Here is a 16,760-nt window from a genome sequence, read left to right as displayed (position 1 = left end):
GATGGTTGTCGGTGTCGCCGCCCCGGTCGCAGCCCGTGGGTCAGCCAGTCGGTGACGTCGGCGGACTAGATGGAGCCGGCGTCGACGGTGTCCCACTGGGCGTGGGAGTCGGCGGTGTGACTACCGCACCGGCCGTCACGGCCTTGTCGATCGCCTGCTTCATCTTGTTGACCTGAGCCTGATAGCCGGCCAGGTCACCCTTCGTCAGGGCAGCCTGCGCAGCCGTGTACGCGGCCTGCGCTTCGGCGAGCGCTTGCTTGACCGTCTGGTTCTGCGTCGACGTTGGTGGCGGCTTGGAGCCTGGCGGCTCTTCACCGGTATCGACGCTGGTGTTGAAGACCTTGGTCAGCGCCTCCTGCAGCGTCCCGCCGTAGGCGACCCGATCACCGAAGGAGACCAGCACGTACCGGAGCACCGGATAACTACCGGCTCCGCTCGTCCGGACCGAGTAGACCGGCTGGACGTAGAGCAGACCACCGCCGAGGGGAAGCGTCAGCAGGTTGCCGAACTGCGCTCTCGCGCCACTGCTCGGTTGGTTGATCGGGAGCAGCGCCTGTCTGATCCCTTCGTCGGTCTGGAACTTGTTGAACACCTGTCCTGGACCGGGGATCTGCACGTTGCCGGGCAATCGAAGTATTCGGAACTTGCCGTAGTCCGGTGAGGTCGCCTCCGAATCGACGGCCATGAATGCGGTCAGGTTCTCCCGTTCCGCGTTCGGCACGTACACCGACGTCAGAGAGAACTTGGGCTCGGTCTGACCGGGCATCCGCAGCGAGAGATAGAAGGGAGGCTGGTTGCTTTGCACCGACGAGTCACTACCGGACGAGACCGCGGTCGGGTCGGCCGGAACACGCCACAGGTCGCTGTTCTGGTACCAGGTGCCGGAGTCCGTCACGTGGTACTTGGCCAGCAGGTCGCGCTGGACCTTGAACATGTCCTCCGGGTAGCGCAGGTGGGACATCAGCGACGGCGAGATGTCGGAGCGCGGCTTGACCGTGTTCGGGAAGGCCTTCATCCACGTCTTCAGCACCGGGTCGTTCTCGTCCCAGGCGTACAGCTCGACCGAGCCGTCGTACGCGTTGACGACCGCCTTGACCGAGTTGCGGATGTAGTTGATCTCCTCGCTCGGCTGCTGCGCGATGGTGCCGCGGCCGGTCGTGGTGTCCCGGGTGCTGTCGTCCAGCGCGACCTTCTCCGCGTACGGGTAGTTCGCCGAGGTCGTGTAGCCGTCGACGATCCAGACCACCTGGTTGTCGACGATGGCCGGGTACGGGTCGCCGTCCGGCGTCAGCCAGGGCGCGGCCTTCTCCACCCGCTCGCGCGGGTTGCGGTCGTAGAGGATCTTCGAGTCGGGGTTCACCCGGCTGGACAGCAGGAGGTTCGCGTCCCGGAACTTGGTTGCGTACAGCAACCGGTTGAAGAAGGTCCCGACCGCGACGCCGCCCTTGCCCTGGTAGGTGTTCAGCGTCGGGTCACCGCCGCTCTTGCCTTCCGGAGTGTCGAGCTCGACCGGCGAGCCGCCCTTCGGGCCTCCGACGATCGAGTAGTCCGGGGACTGCTCACCGAAGTAGATCCGGGGCTCGTAGTCGCCGAGCTGACCGGTCGGTGGCAGGTCCTTCTCCGACCACACCGGCGTACCGTCCTCGGCCCGCTGGTTACCGTTCGCGGCGACCACGCCGTAGCCGTGGGTGTAGACGGTGTGGTCGTTGTTCCAGTTGCGCTGGCCGGCCGGCAGGCGGTCGACCTGCACCTCGCGGACCGCGATGACGGTGTCGCTGACCTTGTCGCCGATCTTGTAGCGGTCGACGTCGAGGTCGGTCGGGAACGAGTAGAAGCCACGCACCTGCTGCAACTGCTCGAAGGTCGGGCCGACCACGCTCGGGTCGATCAACCGGATGCCGGGCAGTACCTCGGCGTCCTGCGTCAGCTCCGACGGGGTCGCCGTCTGCTTGGCCTGGTAGTTGATCACCTCGGCGCCCTCCAGACCGTAGGCCTGGCGCGTCGACTCGATGTTCTTGGTGATGTACGGCGCCTCACGCACCGGCTCACTCGGGCGCACCCGCAACTGCTGCAGGGCTGCCGGCCACAACGCACCGAGGAGGATCGCCGACAGAATCAGTACGACGGTGCCGACACCCGGCAGCAGCCAGGTCCGCCGCACCACGTTGGCGAAGAACAGACCGGCACACAGAACTGCGATGACTGCCAGGATCTCCTTGCTGGGCAGGACCGCGTGGTCACCGGTATAGGAGATACCTGTGAACAGCTTGGCGTCCGACGTCGTCAGGCCGAAACGGTCCAGCCAGTAGCTGAAGGCCTTCAGCAGGACGAGCAGGCCCAGCAGCACCGAGAATTGCACCTGCGCGGCCCCGGAGGCCTTCTGCCCCTTCGCGGACGGCCGGAATCCGCCGTACAGGTAGTGCGTGATGATCGCCGCGACGAGCGACAGCAGCACGATCGAGTAGCCGAAGCCGAGCAGGACGCGCAGCCATGGGTAGTCGAAGACGAAGAACGCGATGTCCTTGTTGAAGTGCTTGTCGGTGACGCCGAACGGGGTCCGGTTCCGCCAGGCGAGGAAGACCTTCCACTCGCCCGACGCGGCCGAGCCGCCGAAGACCAGCATCAAGGTGGCGACCACGCCGATGGCGATCTTGCCGCGCTGCTGGAGCAGATCGCCGTACCGCTCGAAGCCCGGGCTGGGCGACGGCGCGAGCGCGACCCGCGGCCGCGTGCGGAAGGCGATGACGATGTTCGCGACAACGGCAGCCGCCATCAGCAGACCGACCACGAAGAAGAGCAGTACCCGGGTCCCGAGCACCGTGCCGAACACGGAACCGAGGTCCACCGAGCGGTACCACAACCGCTGGGTCCAGATGTCGGTGAAGACGCTGAAGAGGATCAGCAGCACGATCAGTGTCGCGATCGTCGGCAGCAGGGCCCGGGGCCGACCACCACCTGTTCGCCGCGGCCGCCGCGGCTCCTCCGGCATGTCGTAGACGCCGTCGCTCATGGTCGGTTCTCCTCGTTGTCATTCACGCCATCGACCCCAGGTCCTCGGCCAGGCCGACTGCCGACCGAAGGCTCGAATGTCAATGACAGTACTTCGCACAGCGTGGGGACCAAGTCCGCGCCGGTCAGTACGGCGCTGTCCTCGTCGTGGGAGCGGAGCCGGACCGCACCGAAGCGGCTGCCCTCGCGCAGGACCGCCGCGACCATCCGCACCTCGTGGCGGCGGGGGTCGCTGCCGGCCATCCGGGCGAGCTCGGCGTCCGAGTCGGCGCTGGACAGACCTGCTTCGGCCGTGGCCGGCAGCACGATCCGCTCGATCGACAGCGCGCAGCCGCTGACCCCGTCGGGCCACTCGATCCGGCCTAGCGCGTCGGCCAGGTGCTCGTCCTCGAGACTGCCGGGGAGCTCTCCCTGGGCGACCGGGGTCAGCGGCTGGGAGGCGTCGTCGGCGCCGAGTTCCGCGGCCAGTTGCGGTTCGGCACGCAGTAGTTCGTCAGTGGGGACCAGCGCGAACAGTTGCGCGGGCTGGTCCCAGCCCGCGCTGCTCACGTGCTTCTCGATCTCGATCACCGCGCGACTGAGCGCGTCGGGAGGCAGAGTGCCTACGGAATCCATGCCGTCAGCTCTCCCCTTCGGCCGGCCGGTACGTTCACGGTGCTCACGGTGCGCACGAGGGGACCTTCCCCTGTCCGGCGACTGCTGCCTTGATGGCGGCGATCGCCTCGGTCAGTGTGGTGATCTTCACCAGTTGGATGCCCTTCACACCGGCGTGCATTGCCGCCTCACAGTTGTCGGCGGGCACCAGGAAGATGGAGGCGCCGTCGTTCTTGGCACCGGCGATCTTCTGCTGGATGCCACCGATCGGGCCGACCTGGCCGAGCGCGTCGATCGTGCCGGTGCCCGCGATGTGCTTACCGTCCAGCAGCGGACCCGGTGTGAGCTTGTCGTAGATGGCCAGTGCGAACGCCGTGCCCGCGCTCGGGCCGCCGATGTCCTGGCCGAGGTTGACCGTCACCTTGACCGGGGAGTCGACGCCGATCGTGATGCCGACCATCGGTCGGGTCTCGTCGCCAGGTGTGGCGGCGGTCTTCACCTGAATGGTCTGCTCCACCTTGTCTCGCCGGACCAGGAACGCGACGTTCTCGCCGACCTTGTGCTTGCGGACGTACTCGCCGACCTGCGGGACCTGCGACATCGCGACACCGTCGACGGCCAGGACGACGTCGCCTGGCTTCAGCTTGCCCTCGGCCGGAGTGTCCTTGGCGACCGTCGAGACCTTGGGGTGGTACGGGACCTCGGCTGCCTGCAGGGCGGCGGCGATCGCGCTGTCCTGCGAGCCGGTCATCTCGGCGGTGTTCTGCTCCTCGACCTGGTCGGCGCTCTGGTCCGGCGGGTAGATGATGTCGCGCGGGAACAGATCGTTGTGCGGGTCGAGCCAGTTCCGCATCGCCTGCGGGAGCGTGAGCTCACGCCCGGGCGAGGTGACAGACACGGTGGTCAGGTCCAGTTGGCCGCTGGTCGGGAACGTGTCGTGCCCGGTGATCTCGATGACCGGCTTGTTGTTGCTCGACGTACCGAGGGTGTCCTTCACCGGCCCAGGGCTGAACGAGACGAAAGGCACCGAGAAGACGGTGACCAGCCCGAGCGAAACGACCAGCACGATGATCGAAGTGACCAGTGTTGCGGTACGACGTGTCACGAACCCTGCCCTGCGATCTTGGTGGAACCGAACATCTCGGTCGTACCGAGCTTCTCGATGGCGTGTGTCTTTGCTGAACCCAACGTCCCACCGGCCCGAAGCGTCCCCGCCGGCCCGAGTCGGTCCGCCGTACGCGACTCGCTCGCCGAGTCCGGCGCGTCAGGAGAGGAGGGGTTGGCGACGTGATCGGACTTGTCAGCCTTGTTTACGTCCGTCTTGTCCGCGTCGGTCTTGGGCGCGCGGTTCAGGCCGCGGCGGCGGCGTTCCGGGGTGGCGCGGGGACCGGGAGCGGCGAGTGCGTCGTTGAAGCGACGGAAGTCCTCGACCGAGTCGAAGGCGCCACCGGACCGGCGTGGACCGCGGCTCCGCCCGCGCCAAGCCGCCCAGCACATCGCCAGCAGCGTGGCGACGACCGGGAACACCAGCCACGCCAAAACCTTCATCCGGCCACCTTCATGGGCCCAGCGTACGTGTCAGTGAGCGCCGACCCACTCGCTGGCACCGTCGGTGAAGTGCTGGTGTTTCCAAATCGGGACCTCCGCCTTGAGGTCGTCGATCAACCGCCGGCAAGCGGCGAACGCGACATCCCGGTGTGCGGCGGCCACCGCGACGATCACGGCGGTGTCCCCGATCTTGAGGTCCCCGGTCCGGTGTACGGCGGCCAGCGCGGTCACTCCGGGGTGGGCACAGACACGCTCCGCTACAGTCCGCAGGTGGTTCAGGGCGTCCGGGTGCGCCTCGTAGCTGAGCTGGTCGACCGGCTTCTCGTGATCGTGGTTCCGCACGGTGCCGATGAACAGAGCCGTCCCGCCGGCGGTCGGATCAGCCACAGCAGCCAGCACCTCGTCGGTGGACAGGACGTCCTCGCGGATGTCCAGCAGCCTGATCGCGTCGCTCATCCATTCCTCATTCCCGCTGGGAAACCACCCCGAACACGTACCACGAACCAACCCCCACACTCCCGATTCTCCCCCACCCAGCCCCCAACTCCCACCACCGGACCCCTGAGGCCTCCCGCCGGACGCCGAGATCACCGCGCTGAGCCATCTCCCGCGCACGCTCCGCACATGGACCCGCTGCAGGTTCCGGCGGCGAGTCCGGCCTGGCCGACTGTTGCCTCCACCCCGCAATTCGGGGCCGTTGGCGCGGCCTCACGGCGGGGTGCCGGTCTGCCGGCGGCGAACAGGAGCAGTAATGCGTTCGCCGGGGGAGGAACGGGTCGGTGGAACCAGTACGTTGGAGTAGTACGCCCCACCCGCACAGGAAGGCCCACTCCGATGAGCGACGAACCGGACAACCCGTTCAAGGGAACTCCGTTCGAGGCCATGTTCCAGCAGTTCTCCGGTGCGGCCGGCGCGGGCGGCGCTCCCGACCTGAATGCGATCTTCGCGCAGGTCCAGCAGCTGCTCAGCGGTTCCGGCGACGGCAGGCCGGTGAACTGGGATCTGGCCAAGGACATCGCACGCAAGACGGTTTCCGCCGCCGGAGACCGCTCCGTCACCCCCACGGATACCGACCGAGTAGCGGACGCGGTCCGGCTCGCCGAGCACTGGCTCGACGAGGCGACAACGCTGCCCGAAGCGTCCACCACCTCCGCGGCCTGGAGCCGGGCGGAGTGGGTCGAGAACACGCTGCCCGTGTGGCAGACCGTGGTCGACCCCGTCGCCGAGCACGTCGCCGGCGCGATGGGTAACGCCCTTCCCGCCGAGGCACAGCAACTCGCCGGGCCGATGGCCGGCATGCTCCGCCAGTTGGGCGGCTCGATCTTCGGCGCCCAGGTCGGCCAGGCACTAGGCGAGCTGGCCGGCGAGGTCGTGAGCTCGTCCGACATCGGACTGCCGCTCGGACCGACCGGCCAGGCTGTATTACTACCGGACAACGTCGCCAAGTTCGCTGAGGGCCTCGGACTGACCGACGAGGACGTCCGGCTGTACCTCGCGCTCCGCGAGGTCGCGCACCAGCGGCTGTACGCCGGCGTCCCGTGGCTGCGGCAGCATCTGCTGGCCGCGGTGGCGGATTACGCGGCGGGCATCGAGGTCGACACTGGCAAGATCGAGCGAGCCATGGCGGACATTGACCCGCAGAATCCCGAGGCCATGCAGGAAGCGCTCGCGGGCGGCCTGTTCGAGCCGGAGGACTCGGAGCAGCAGAAGGCCGCGCTCGTCCGGCTCGAGACTGCGCTCGCGCTCGTCGAGGGCTGGGTCGACGACGTTGTACGGCAGGCGACCAAGGAGCGGATGCCGGCCGCGGTTCAGCTCGCGGAGACGGTACGCCGGCGTCGGGCGGCCGGTGGACCGGCAGAGCAGACGTTCGCCACGCTGGTCGGTCTCCAGCTTCGCCCGCGGCGGCTGCGCGACGCGGCGAACCTGTGGGCGGCTGTCCGCGACGCTCGTGGCGTCGACGGCCGTGACGAACTCTGGTCGCATCCGGACCTGCTTCCGAGTGCCGGCGACCTGGACGACCCGATCGGGTTCGCTCAGCACGCAGGCGAGCTGGCCGACATCGACATCACCGATTTCCTTCCCGACGACGACTCGTCGGACACGCCGAAGCAAGAAGGTGACGAGGGCAACGACCCCGGCACCACCAAGTAGTCCGCACCGAACGGCATACGACAGCACGACCCCGCGGGACGAAGCCACTCGGCACGCTCCAGCGGGGTCGCGTTGTGTCTGCCTGTCCGAGTACGGCGCTGTGATGATCTGGGGCGCGCGATGAGTATTGGGGGTGGCGTCATGGAGACTGACCGGGTGCTTCACGACGATGCGGTGATGACGTTGGACGGGTGGAGTGCGCCCGACGGTACGCAGGCAGAGCTCCGGGAGCACTACCTGCGATGGCTGGCAGAGCATCCGGACGCGATGTGGCGCAGTTGCCGGCCGGAGCACCTGACAGCGAGCGCACTGGTGGTGGACGCGACGGGCAGCCGGGCGCTGCTCACGCTGCACAAGACTGTCGGGCGATGGCTGCAACTCGGCGGACACTGCGAGAACGGCGACAGCACACTGGCCGGAGCCGCGCTGCGCGAGGCCACGGAAGAGTCTGGGCTGACGGACCTGTCGATCGATCCGTCACCGCTTCAACTGTCCCGTCACGAGATCCTCGCCGGCGGGTATGCGGGGACGTTCCATCTGGACGTGCAGTTCCTCGTGACCGCGACTGTTGGTACTGACTACGTGGTCAGCGAGGAGTCCCACGACCTCGCGTGGTTCCCGATCGACGCGCTTCCCGAGAGCGCGGATCACGTGGTCGAAGAGCTCGCAGCGAGAGCGACGCGGCGAGTTGCTCACTGCGCTGGGAGCGCTTCCTCCGGGTGATTTCTGGAACTGCCTGGGGGGCGCGAATCAGGTGTGTCCGACGGGTGGTGTGAATGGCAGGACGCTGCCGGGCAACTTTGATGGCGGACTGTCGGGCGGAGATCGTACGCTCGTTGTCATTCGTCGGATCGCGGCCATCCGGTCGCCCGAGTGTGCCGAAGGACGTCCGTGAGCTTCGACATCGATCACTACGCCCAGACTTCGACCCGCATCCGCTGGGACGACCTCGACATGTCCACATTCGAGACCCAGCCGCTGTCCGATGACGCGCTGCGTTGCCTCAGCTATATGAGCGATGTGGAGACGCACACCGTCTGCTACCTGCGCGATCTGCTCGTCACACCGTCGCACGCCGATCCCGAGGTCACCGTCTTCCTGACGATGTGGAACCTCGAGGAGTACTGGCACGGCGAAGTACTGGACGAGGTGCTCAGGCGGCACGGCGTCCCGACCGGGCCCGACCACACCCGCGCGGTTCGCTCCCGGCTCGGTTGGCGTGACCGGCTCGCGCCGATTCGGCAGTCGTTGCTGGCGAACATCATCGGCGAGGACTTCATCGCCACGCACATGGCGTGGGGCGCGATCAACGAGTGGTGCGCACATTCGGCGTACACACGGCTGATCCAGTCCGAGGATCACCCGGTCCTGACCGAGATCCTCAGGCGGATCGCGAAGCAGGAGACCCGGCACGTCGCGTTCTACAACAGCCAGGCACGCGACCGCCTGCTCCGCAGCAAGAAGGCTCAGAAGATCGCCCGCTTCGCACTCTCCAAGGGATGGGGCATCGTCGGCTCGACGATCATGCCGCCGGCCGAGGTGAAGCACATGCTCACCTACCTGTACGGCGGCGAACACGGCCTGGCCGAAGTCCGCAAAGTAGACGCCAAGATCGACGCCCTCCCCGGCCAGCACTCCCTCCACCTAGTAGAAAAAGAACTAACCAAATACAACATCCACCCCGGCTAACCCGCGCCTTCCCCACCCGTCCCCAGCCGCCCGCCCGCCGACCTATGGGCCGCCTACCAAACTCATCCACCCACCACCCACGACGCATCTGGATCCCCCGGGCTCCCCCAACCGCCCACCGCAACCCCACAGCCGTGCGCCGAATCCCCCACCACCAGATGCTCTCCGCGCCTCCGCCCACCCGCGTGCGATTCCCGTCCTACACGTTGGCAGTCCTCCACTGTCCTTCCTTCGCACACTCCCCCGACCGCACCCCGCGCAGCCCCGATCCCGCTACCCCGTGCGACCCGCGCCCCGCTCACCCGCAGCCGATCCCCCACGACCGGGTGTTCTCCGCCTCCCTACCCGCGCGCGATTCCGTCCTGCACGCTGGCAGGCCGCCGCTGTGCTTCCTTCACATATTCCCGCCGACCGCACCCCGCGAAGACGGTCCGGTCCCGCCATCCACTGCGATCCGCGCCCCCGCTTACCCGCACGCGGTCCCGTCCCCGCCGCCGCGCGATCCGCACATCCGGCTTACCCGCGCGCGATTCCACCCGCACCTCTGCGAGCCCCGCAGTCCCCTCCGCGTACTCTCGCCGACTGCTCCCCCGAGCAGTCCCCGTCGAGCTCCCCCCGTGCGATCCGTGTCCAGCTTGCCTGCACGCGATCCCCGTCCTCGCCACCGCGTGATCCGCACCTCGCTTTACCCGCGTGAGATTCCATCCCGCACCTCTGCGAGCCCCGCAGTCCCGCCTCGTACACTCGACGACCGCTCCCCTGAGCAGTCTCCGTCCCGCTACCCCGTGCGATCCCCGCTCCTGCATTTCCGTAAGTTCATCGCTGTCCTGCCCCCGGCGTACGTCCGCTGGCCGGCTTCCCGATGCACTTGCTGTTCCTGCGTTGCCCCGTGCGTCCGCGCGTCCGCACGATGCCTCGGTCATCCACCTAAGTGCGCAGATGCCCCTCAGCTGCCGCAATCCTGCTTCCCGCGAACGCAGTGCCCCGCTGTCGTGCTCCGCTGCTCTCTCGTGCTTCCCGTGCATTCCCGCAATCTGCGACCCCTCCCCCGTGGAACCCCCCGATTCCCCGCTCCCTCATACGAACCAGTTCGCTGCACTCCCCCGAGGAGTCCCTGCTCTCCCACGCGATCCCCCGTCGTCTGACCCGCGTGCGTGCAGGTCTCGCCGTCGCACGTTCCCGGTGCATCCCCACAGCCGTACTTCCCCCGCTACCCCGTTCCCCCGCTCGCCCCGTTCCCGCGACCCCCGTTGATCTCAACCGCGGACAGCCCCACGGTCGTACTTCCCCCGTGCATCCCCACAGCCGCACATCCCCGTGGAACCCCCGGATCCCTGCTACCCCACGCGTTCCCGTTGAGCTCAGGCGCGAACAGCCCTCAGCCGCCGTGCCTCGCTCGTGTATGTCCCCGCCCTGCATTCGCCGTGGGCCCCCCGTTCCCCGCTAACCCGGGCGATCCCCTTGATCTCGCCCCGGTACAGGTCCCTTGCACAGCCCCCGCTGTTGTGCATCCGTGCAGTCCCCCGCTGGTAGGCGCCCCGCTTCAGTCCTGCCACCGTGCAGGACCTACGTCCCCCGTGATCCCCCGGCTTCCATCGGTCGTGCGCCGCACCCCCCGGTGCGGTGGTGGTGCGTCACTTGCTGGTGGTCGATGACCGCCCCTGAACGGCATCGACGGGGCCAGCGGGTGACGGCCGGGCTTCCCCCCAGAAGCCCTGCTGCATGGTGAACGAGCCGGGAGCAAGAAGGTGACGGGTCAGGCGTGACGAAGTAGGGAACGAGTTGCATCCCAGCCCTCGAGGCCCGGATCCAGTCGCGCAATGTCAGCATTCGATCGCAGACGGTGCCATCCAGGACCGATTCCGACCGCATGCCGGCGGGGCTTCACCGCCTCGAGCTCGGCGAGAGGCGTGTCGAACGTCGGAGCGGCGGCGGAGACCCAATCGGCGGTCGGCAGACGTACGCCGATGGCCGCGAGCGTGCCGTCCTCGGAGGGAGTGACGGCGATGTCCGCGGTGCTAAGGGATCGGAAGAGCTTCCCGATCAGCAGACCGGGGAGATCAGGTACGTCGTGGCTAACGGCGACCACAGCGGCAGCCGGACCGGCGAGTTCCACCGCATCGAGTACGGGTCGCGCGGCGTCGACGGCGTACACCGGTGTGCCGGGCCAGGTCAGCGCACTCACCGACTCCAGCGCGGACTCGTCAGCGCCGACCACCGCCACGGCGACCTCCACCCGGTCCAGCGCGGCCAGGACCTCGTAGGTGTCCTCAGCCAACGCCATGCGCCACGCCTCGGGATCACGACCCGGCGGGGCCCAACTACCAGTGGCAGGTACGACGAGAACCACCACACGCCGGTCGGTCATGCGGATGCGCTCACGTCGTCGTACTGGGACCGGGCGGCGTTGACCTCGGTCATGTGGGTCTCGGCCCAGCCCTTGATCGAGGCGATGAGCGGCATCAGCGTCTCGCCGAGCGTCGTGAGTTCGTAGTCGACGCGGACCGGTACGGACGGAGTCACCGAGCGGCTGAGCAGACCGTCACGTTCGAGCGAGCGCAGCGTCTGCGTGAGCATCTTCTGACTGACGCCGGCGATGCGACGGGACAGGTCCGAGTAACGCAGCGGGCCGTCAGCCAGAGCGGACAGGATGAGCGTCACCCACTTGTCGCTGATGCGGTCCAGCAGTTGTCGCGCCGGGCAGGTCGCCAGGAACGCGTCGTACTCGCGGGCGGCTTCTTCGCGGAGCTGAGCGGCGGTGCGGGTCGGCATGGCTCTCCTCGTCGTGCGATACGCACTACGAAGTGCGTACTTCCCGGCAGAGAGTAACTCTCCGAAAGTGGTGTTCGCCAACGAAAAACGCAGCACCACAAGGAGAGAGACGATATGCGCGCATTGGTCGCCCGCCGGCTCGACGGGCCGGACGCACTCGAGCTGATCGAGACCCCGGTACCCGAACCGGGCCACGGTCAGGTCCGGATCAAAGTGGCAGCCGCCGCGGTCAACCCGGTCGACCTCGCGGTCAGCACCGGCGGAGCGGTTCAGTACGGCGTCACCGCGGCGCGGGAACAGTTCGGCCTCGGGTGGGACGTCGCCGGCACGATCGACGCGGCGGGACCGGGGGTCGACCTGGTTGAAGGTACGGCGGTGATCGGGCTGGCAGACCTGCTCGGGCGGCCGCTCAAGACACATGCGGAGTACGTCGTACTCAACGCCGACGCGGTCGCGCCGGCTCCAAGGAATCTGGATCTGACGGCGGCGTCGACGATCCCGTTGAACGCGCTGACCGCGTTGCAGGCTCTGAAAACCGTCCGACTTACTCTCGGTAAGTTCGTGCTCGTCACCGGCGCGGCAGGCGGGGTCGGTGGGTACGCCGTCGAGATCGCTAAGCACTTCGGGCTGACGGTGATCGCCAGCGCTGCTGCGGAGGACGAGGAGCTGGTACGACGCCTTGGCGCGGACCACTTTGTGTCGCGGACGGAGGATCTGACTGCCGGGGTGCAGGCGATCGTTCCGGCCGGTGTGGACGGTCTGGTGGATGCGGCGGTCATTGGCGTCGGGGCGCAGGAGGCGGTTCGCAACGGTGGTCAGCACGCGCATGTCCAGGCAGGTCCGACGCCGCCTCATCTCCGCGACATCACGGTGCATCAGATCTTCAACCACGCGAATCGCGCAGACCTGACGGAGCTCGTGGTGTTGGCCGAAGCGGGGGCCATCACCACCCGGGTAGCGGACACCTATCCACTGCAAGAGGCCGCACAGGCTTACAAGCGCCTCGCCAACGGCGGCGTCCGAGGAAGGCTCGTCCTCATCCCCTAAGGCAACGAGACGTCCCTAAAGCAACAAGGCGTCCCTAAGGCAGCGAGGCGTTCCCCAAAGCAGCGAGGTGTTCAGCCCTTGATGGCTTGGTGGAGTCGGAGTGCGACCTGGATGTCCAGGGCGCGCTCCGGCGCCTGCCACCCATCGGCCAGCAATGCCCCGATCCGGTCCAAGCGCTGCTGCACTGTGTTCGGGTGGATGTGCAACGCGGTGGCGGCTCGGGTCGGGCTCTGGCCTGCCGCGAAGTACGCCCGGAGCGTCCCGATCAGGTCGGTACCGCGCTGGGCGTCGTACTCGAGTACGGCGCCCAGGACGTGCTGCACATGGGCCTGCACGTCGACGTCCGCCGCGCCGACCAGGCCGGCGACACCAAGGTCGTCCGGAGTCGCAGCCTCACCAGTGCGGCCGAGCCGCAGCATCGTCCCGACCAGACGGACCGCTTGGCGATGCGAGTCGACGAGCGGATCGCCCCACGCTGCCGGACCAGTCACCCCGATCGTGGCGCCGGTGCGCTTCGCGACCTCAACCAACTCCCGCGCAGCAGCCGTAGCGTCCGCACGGGAGAACAGCAGCACCAAGTCGCCGCCGTAGGGGCCAGAGAGCACCAGCTTGTCCTCCAGCGGCGCCGACAGCCGAGCGCGTACGGCGGCCTGGTCGCCACGGCAGACAGCCACCACCAGACGGTCGTGCCGGCGATTCGGCGCAAGCAGTCGGAGTCGGTCGGTCAGCGTCCTCGGGTCGGCGGCGCCACTGAGTACATCTGCCAGCAGATCAGCTTGAGCACGCTGCGACTGCTCCGCAGCCTGCCGACGGAACAGCAGAACGAGAGCAGTGACAACGGCGGCCCGCTCCACGATCCGCTGGTCCGCGCCAGAGAGCTCATCGACGCCGCCGATCACGAGCGCACCGAGCCGCTCCCCCTTCGCCGTTGCTGCAACCACCCAGCAGTCACCGACCCTCGTCAACCGCCCGGACTCGGACTCCTGCCACCGCACCACAGCACCGTGCGTGTCCCCGGCCACGGCCAACTCATTGCCCACGGCATCGACCAGCACGACCCACACGTCCAGCAGCTCGGCCAGCGCAGCGGCGATCGCATCCACATCGCCACCAGACAACACGATCCCGGCGAACCGGTCGTGCGCCGCGGCGGCATGCTCCGTACCGGCGTGCGCGGCAGACAGTTGATCCAGAGCGGCAGCAGTCTCGGCGGCCGCCCGCACCTGCACGATGGTCACAGCCGCCAGCGCTGCCAGCGACCCCAGCAACGACACTTCGTCCTGGCCGAACGGCCGCCGTGTGCGGTTGGAGGCGAACAGCACCCCGACGAACGCTCCGTCGACGACGAGCGGCGTACCGCAGATGGCGACCAGTCCCTCCTCTCCGACCGCGTGGTCGATCGAAGAGGTGTGCCGGAAGCGCCGGTCCGACGGGTAGTCGGCAGTCCAATAGGGCTTGTACGTCTTCGCGACCAGACCGCCGAGGCCGGCGCCCAGAGGAAGCCGGACCTGCTGGAAAGCCGCCGACACGGACCCGTCGGTCGCCCGCATGTACGTGTCGCCGCGGGCGTCGTCGTACAAGGTCAGATAGGCGACGTCCGCACCGAGGAGGGTGCGCGCACGGTGCACGATGGTGTCGAGTACGCCGCCCGGGTCGCGGGCCGAGGCGAGTTCGCGGGCGACGTCGACCAGGGCGGACAGTTCGGCCTCACGCTTCTTGCTGGCGTCGATGCCGGCCCGGATCCGCAGGGCGAGGTCGCGCGCCACGGCGTCCTCGCCTGCCGCCCGGGCCAACTCGCTCCCGGACGCATCCTCGGCCAGCAGCCGCAGAAGCTCCTCCATCTTCGCGATGATGCCACCTACAGAGCAGTGAGGTCCCGCTTGCGGGTTTCGGAGTACGACGTGACCGCGACGATCGAGATGACCGCGCACACTGCGACGTACACGGCGATCGCATAGCCGGAGTCGTACGCCTTCAGCAGTGCCACCGCGATGAAGGGCGCCAGACCGCCCGCGATGATCGACGCCAACTGATAGCCCACCGACACACCGGAGTACCGGACGCGAGTGCCGAACAGCTCGGTGAAGAAGGATGCCTGCGGCCCGTACATCGCACCGTGCAACACCAGCCCGACAGTCACCGCCAGCGTCGCCAGAGCGAAGTTCTTGGTATCGACCAGCGCCACGAACAAGAAACCCCAGACACCGACCCCAACCGCACCGATCAGATACACCGGCTTGCGACCGACACGGTCGGACAGCGCACCCCACATCGGGATCGCGAAGAAGTGCACCGCGGCACCGATGAGTACGGCGTTCAGCGCGAACGACTTGTCCATCCCCAGGTGTTCCTTGGCGTACGTCGCGATCACGATCGTGAAGATGTAGTAGCTGACGTTCTCCGCCATCCGGGCGCCCATCGCGGTCAGCACCTCACGCGGGTAGCGGGTGAGCACCTCGACCAGCGGCAGCTTGTCCTCCGGCTGCTGCTTGGCCCGCGCCTCCTTGAACACCGGCGACTCCTCGATCCGCAGCCGCACCCACAGTCCGACGAGCACCAGTACGGCGGACAGCAGGAACGGAATGCGCCAGCCCCACGAGTCGAAGGCGGAGTCCGACTGGAACGCCGCCAGCCCAGCCAGTACGCCGTTCGCGATCAGCTGACCCGCCGGCGCGCCCGCCTGCGGCCAGGAGGCCCAGAAGCCACGCCGCGCGGGGTCACCGTGTTCGGACACGATCAGTACGGCGCCGCCCCACTCACCACCCAGCGCGAAGCCCTGGATGAGCCGCAGCACGGTCAGCAGGATCGGAGCGAGCGCACCGACCTGTGCGTACGTCGGCAGCAGGCCGATGGCGAAGGTGGCGAGGCCCATCATCAACAGTGACAGCACCAGCAGGTTCTTGCGGCCCAAGCGGTCGCCGTAGTGGCCGAACACCACTCCGCCGATCGGGCGGGCGAAGAACCCGACCGCGAAGGTGGCGAAGCTCAGCAGCGTGCCGGTGAGTTCCTCACCCTTGGGGAAGAACAGATCGCCGAACACCACCGACGCGGCCACGCCGTAGAGGAAGAAGTCGTACCACTCGACGGTGGTGCCGACGAGACTCGCGCCGACCACCCGGGCGATCGGCGTCCGGGTGCGGACCGGTTCTGTTGCTGTCATGGCGGGCTCCAACACTGCTAGTGGGCGGTCCAGAACACTGCTAGTGGGCGGTCCAGCCGCCGTCGAGTACGAATGAGCTCCCCGTGATGGAGGCGGAGGCCGGACCGCACAGCAGCGCGACCAGCTCCGCCACTTCGGCCGGCTCGATCAGCCGCTTCACCGCGACCGGCTCGAGCATGACCTTCTCCAGCACCTCTGCCTCGGACAGTCCGTGGGTCGCCGCCTGGTCCGCGAGCTGCGCGGTGACGAGCGGCGTACGCACGTAGGCCGGGTTCACACAGTTGCTGGTGACCCCATGGGCCGCACCTTCCAGTGCGACGACCTTGCTGAGTCCTTCCAGTCCGTGCTTGGCAGCGACGTACGCCGCCTTGAACGGGCTGGCCCGGAGTCCGTGCACCGAGCTGATGTTGATGACCCGCCCCCAGCCGGCGCCGTACATGTGCGGAAGGGTCTGGCGGATCAAACGGAACGGCGACTCGAGCATGAGCCGCAGGATGTAGCTGAACCGCTCCGGTGGGAACTGCTCGACCGGAGCGACCTGCTGGACCCCGGCGTTGTTGACCAGGATGTCCACGTCCGTCGGGAGATCGGCCAGACGGTCCAGCTCGGCCAGATCGGCGACCACCGGCTCCACACCGTCGGAGGCGAGCTTGTCCAGTGCGCTAGCGTCGTAGTCGACTGCCAGTACGTGTACTCCGTCGGCCGCGAGCCGCCGTGCACAGGCGGCGCCGATGCCGGACGCGGCTCCGGTGATCAGGGCTCGACGGGTCTCCATGGCCGATGACTGTAG

Annotated in this window: 14 protein-coding genes; 4 read left to right on the top strand and 10 right to left on the bottom strand. The window is 67.9% G+C overall.

Annotation, left to right across the window (positions count from 1 at the left end; genetic code table 11):
* Positions 1 to 40: 40 nt before the first annotated feature.
* Genes ACGFH6_RS41220 through ACGFH6_RS41200 form a run of 5 tightly spaced genes read right to left on the bottom strand, consistent with a single transcriptional unit; the run spans position 41 to position 5,607 of the window.
* The gene (locus ACGFH6_RS41220) at positions 41 to 3,010 is read right to left on the bottom strand and encodes a UPF0182 family protein (protein ID WP_393396135.1); all 2,970 of its coding nucleotides are present in this window, start codon (positions 3,008 to 3,010) and stop codon (positions 41 to 43) included.
* A complete protein-coding gene (locus ACGFH6_RS41215) occupies positions 3,007 to 3,624 on the bottom strand; it encodes a PPA1309 family protein (RefSeq protein ID WP_393396132.1) in 618 nt (205 codons plus the stop codon). The genes ACGFH6_RS41220 and ACGFH6_RS41215 overlap by 4 nt, the downstream gene beginning before the upstream one ends.
* Positions 3,625 to 3,667: 43 nt before the next feature.
* Complete coding sequence (locus ACGFH6_RS41210) at positions 3,668 to 4,708, bottom strand: PDZ domain-containing protein (protein WP_393396129.1); 1,041 nt, start codon at positions 4,706 to 4,708, stop codon at positions 3,668 to 3,670.
* Entirely contained in the window at positions 4,705 to 5,151 is a 447-nt protein-coding gene (locus ACGFH6_RS41205) for a hypothetical protein (RefSeq protein ID WP_393396126.1), read from the bottom strand. The genes ACGFH6_RS41210 and ACGFH6_RS41205 overlap by 4 nt, the downstream gene beginning before the upstream one ends.
* A 30-nt stretch (positions 5,152 to 5,181) precedes the next feature.
* Entirely contained in the window at positions 5,182 to 5,607 is a 426-nt protein-coding gene (locus ACGFH6_RS41200) for a molybdenum cofactor biosynthesis protein MoaE (RefSeq protein WP_393396123.1), read from the bottom strand.
* Between the two features lie 378 nt (positions 5,608 to 5,985).
* On the opposite strand from ACGFH6_RS41200, the gene ACGFH6_RS41195 reads away from it, so the two are divergent.
* From ACGFH6_RS41195 to ACGFH6_RS41185, 3 genes are all read left to right on the top strand, one after another.
* Entirely contained in the window at positions 5,986 to 7,302 is a 1,317-nt protein-coding gene (locus ACGFH6_RS41195) for a zinc-dependent metalloprotease (protein ID WP_393396120.1), read from the top strand.
* 141 nt (positions 7,303 to 7,443) lie between these two features.
* A complete protein-coding gene (locus tag ACGFH6_RS41190; protein ID WP_393396117.1) occupies positions 7,444 to 8,025 on the top strand; it encodes an NUDIX hydrolase in 582 nt (193 codons plus the stop codon).
* A 168-nt stretch (positions 8,026 to 8,193) separates the two neighbouring features.
* Positions 8,194 to 8,991 carry a ferritin-like domain-containing protein gene (locus ACGFH6_RS41185; protein WP_393396114.1) on the top strand — a complete coding sequence of 266 codons (798 nt, stop codon included), beginning with the start codon at positions 8,194 to 8,196 and terminating at the stop codon, positions 8,989 to 8,991.
* 1,756 nt (positions 8,992 to 10,747) lie between these two features.
* On the opposite strand, the gene ACGFH6_RS41180 is transcribed toward ACGFH6_RS41185, so the two are convergent.
* Both ACGFH6_RS41180 and ACGFH6_RS41175 read right to left on the bottom strand, forming a co-directional pair.
* Entirely contained in the window at positions 10,748 to 11,275 is a 528-nt protein-coding gene (locus ACGFH6_RS41180) for a DUF2064 domain-containing protein (RefSeq protein WP_393396111.1), read from the bottom strand.
* An 80-nt stretch (positions 11,276 to 11,355) separates the two neighbouring features.
* A complete protein-coding gene (locus ACGFH6_RS41175; protein ID WP_393396108.1) occupies positions 11,356 to 11,763 on the bottom strand; it encodes a winged helix-turn-helix transcriptional regulator in 408 nt (135 codons plus the stop codon).
* 114 nt (positions 11,764 to 11,877) lie between these two features.
* Between ACGFH6_RS41175 and ACGFH6_RS41170 the strand changes: the two genes are divergently transcribed.
* Positions 11,878 to 12,810, top strand: a complete 933-nt coding sequence (locus ACGFH6_RS41170; RefSeq protein WP_393396105.1) for an NADP-dependent oxidoreductase — start codon at positions 11,878 to 11,880, stop codon at positions 12,808 to 12,810.
* Positions 12,811 to 12,881: 71 nt separating this feature from the next.
* On the opposite strand, the gene ACGFH6_RS41165 is transcribed toward ACGFH6_RS41170, so the two are convergent.
* The 3 genes from ACGFH6_RS41165 to ACGFH6_RS41155 are packed head-to-tail and all read right to left on the bottom strand — an operon-like array spanning position 12,882 to position 16,745.
* Positions 12,882 to 14,651, bottom strand: a complete 1,770-nt coding sequence (locus tag ACGFH6_RS41165) for a helix-turn-helix domain-containing protein (protein ID WP_393396102.1) — start codon at positions 14,649 to 14,651, stop codon at positions 12,882 to 12,884.
* A gap of 17 nt (positions 14,652 to 14,668) precedes the next feature.
* Positions 14,669 to 15,970 carry an MFS transporter gene (locus ACGFH6_RS41160; protein ID WP_393396099.1) on the bottom strand — a complete coding sequence of 434 codons (1,302 nt, stop codon included), beginning with the start codon at positions 15,968 to 15,970 and terminating at the stop codon, positions 14,669 to 14,671.
* A gap of 40 nt (positions 15,971 to 16,010) precedes the next feature.
* On the bottom strand, positions 16,011 to 16,745 hold the full coding sequence (locus ACGFH6_RS41155) for a 3-hydroxybutyrate dehydrogenase (RefSeq protein WP_393396096.1): 735 nt from the start codon (positions 16,743 to 16,745) through the stop codon (positions 16,011 to 16,013).
* Positions 16,746 to 16,760 lie beyond the last annotated feature (15 nt).

Source organism: Kribbella sp. NPDC049227 (assembly GCF_043197265.1).
GTDB lineage: Bacteria > Actinomycetota > Actinomycetes > Propionibacteriales > Kribbellaceae > Kribbella.
Note: the sequence above shows the minus strand (reverse complement) of the source record. Positions and strands in the feature narration are given on the sequence as shown.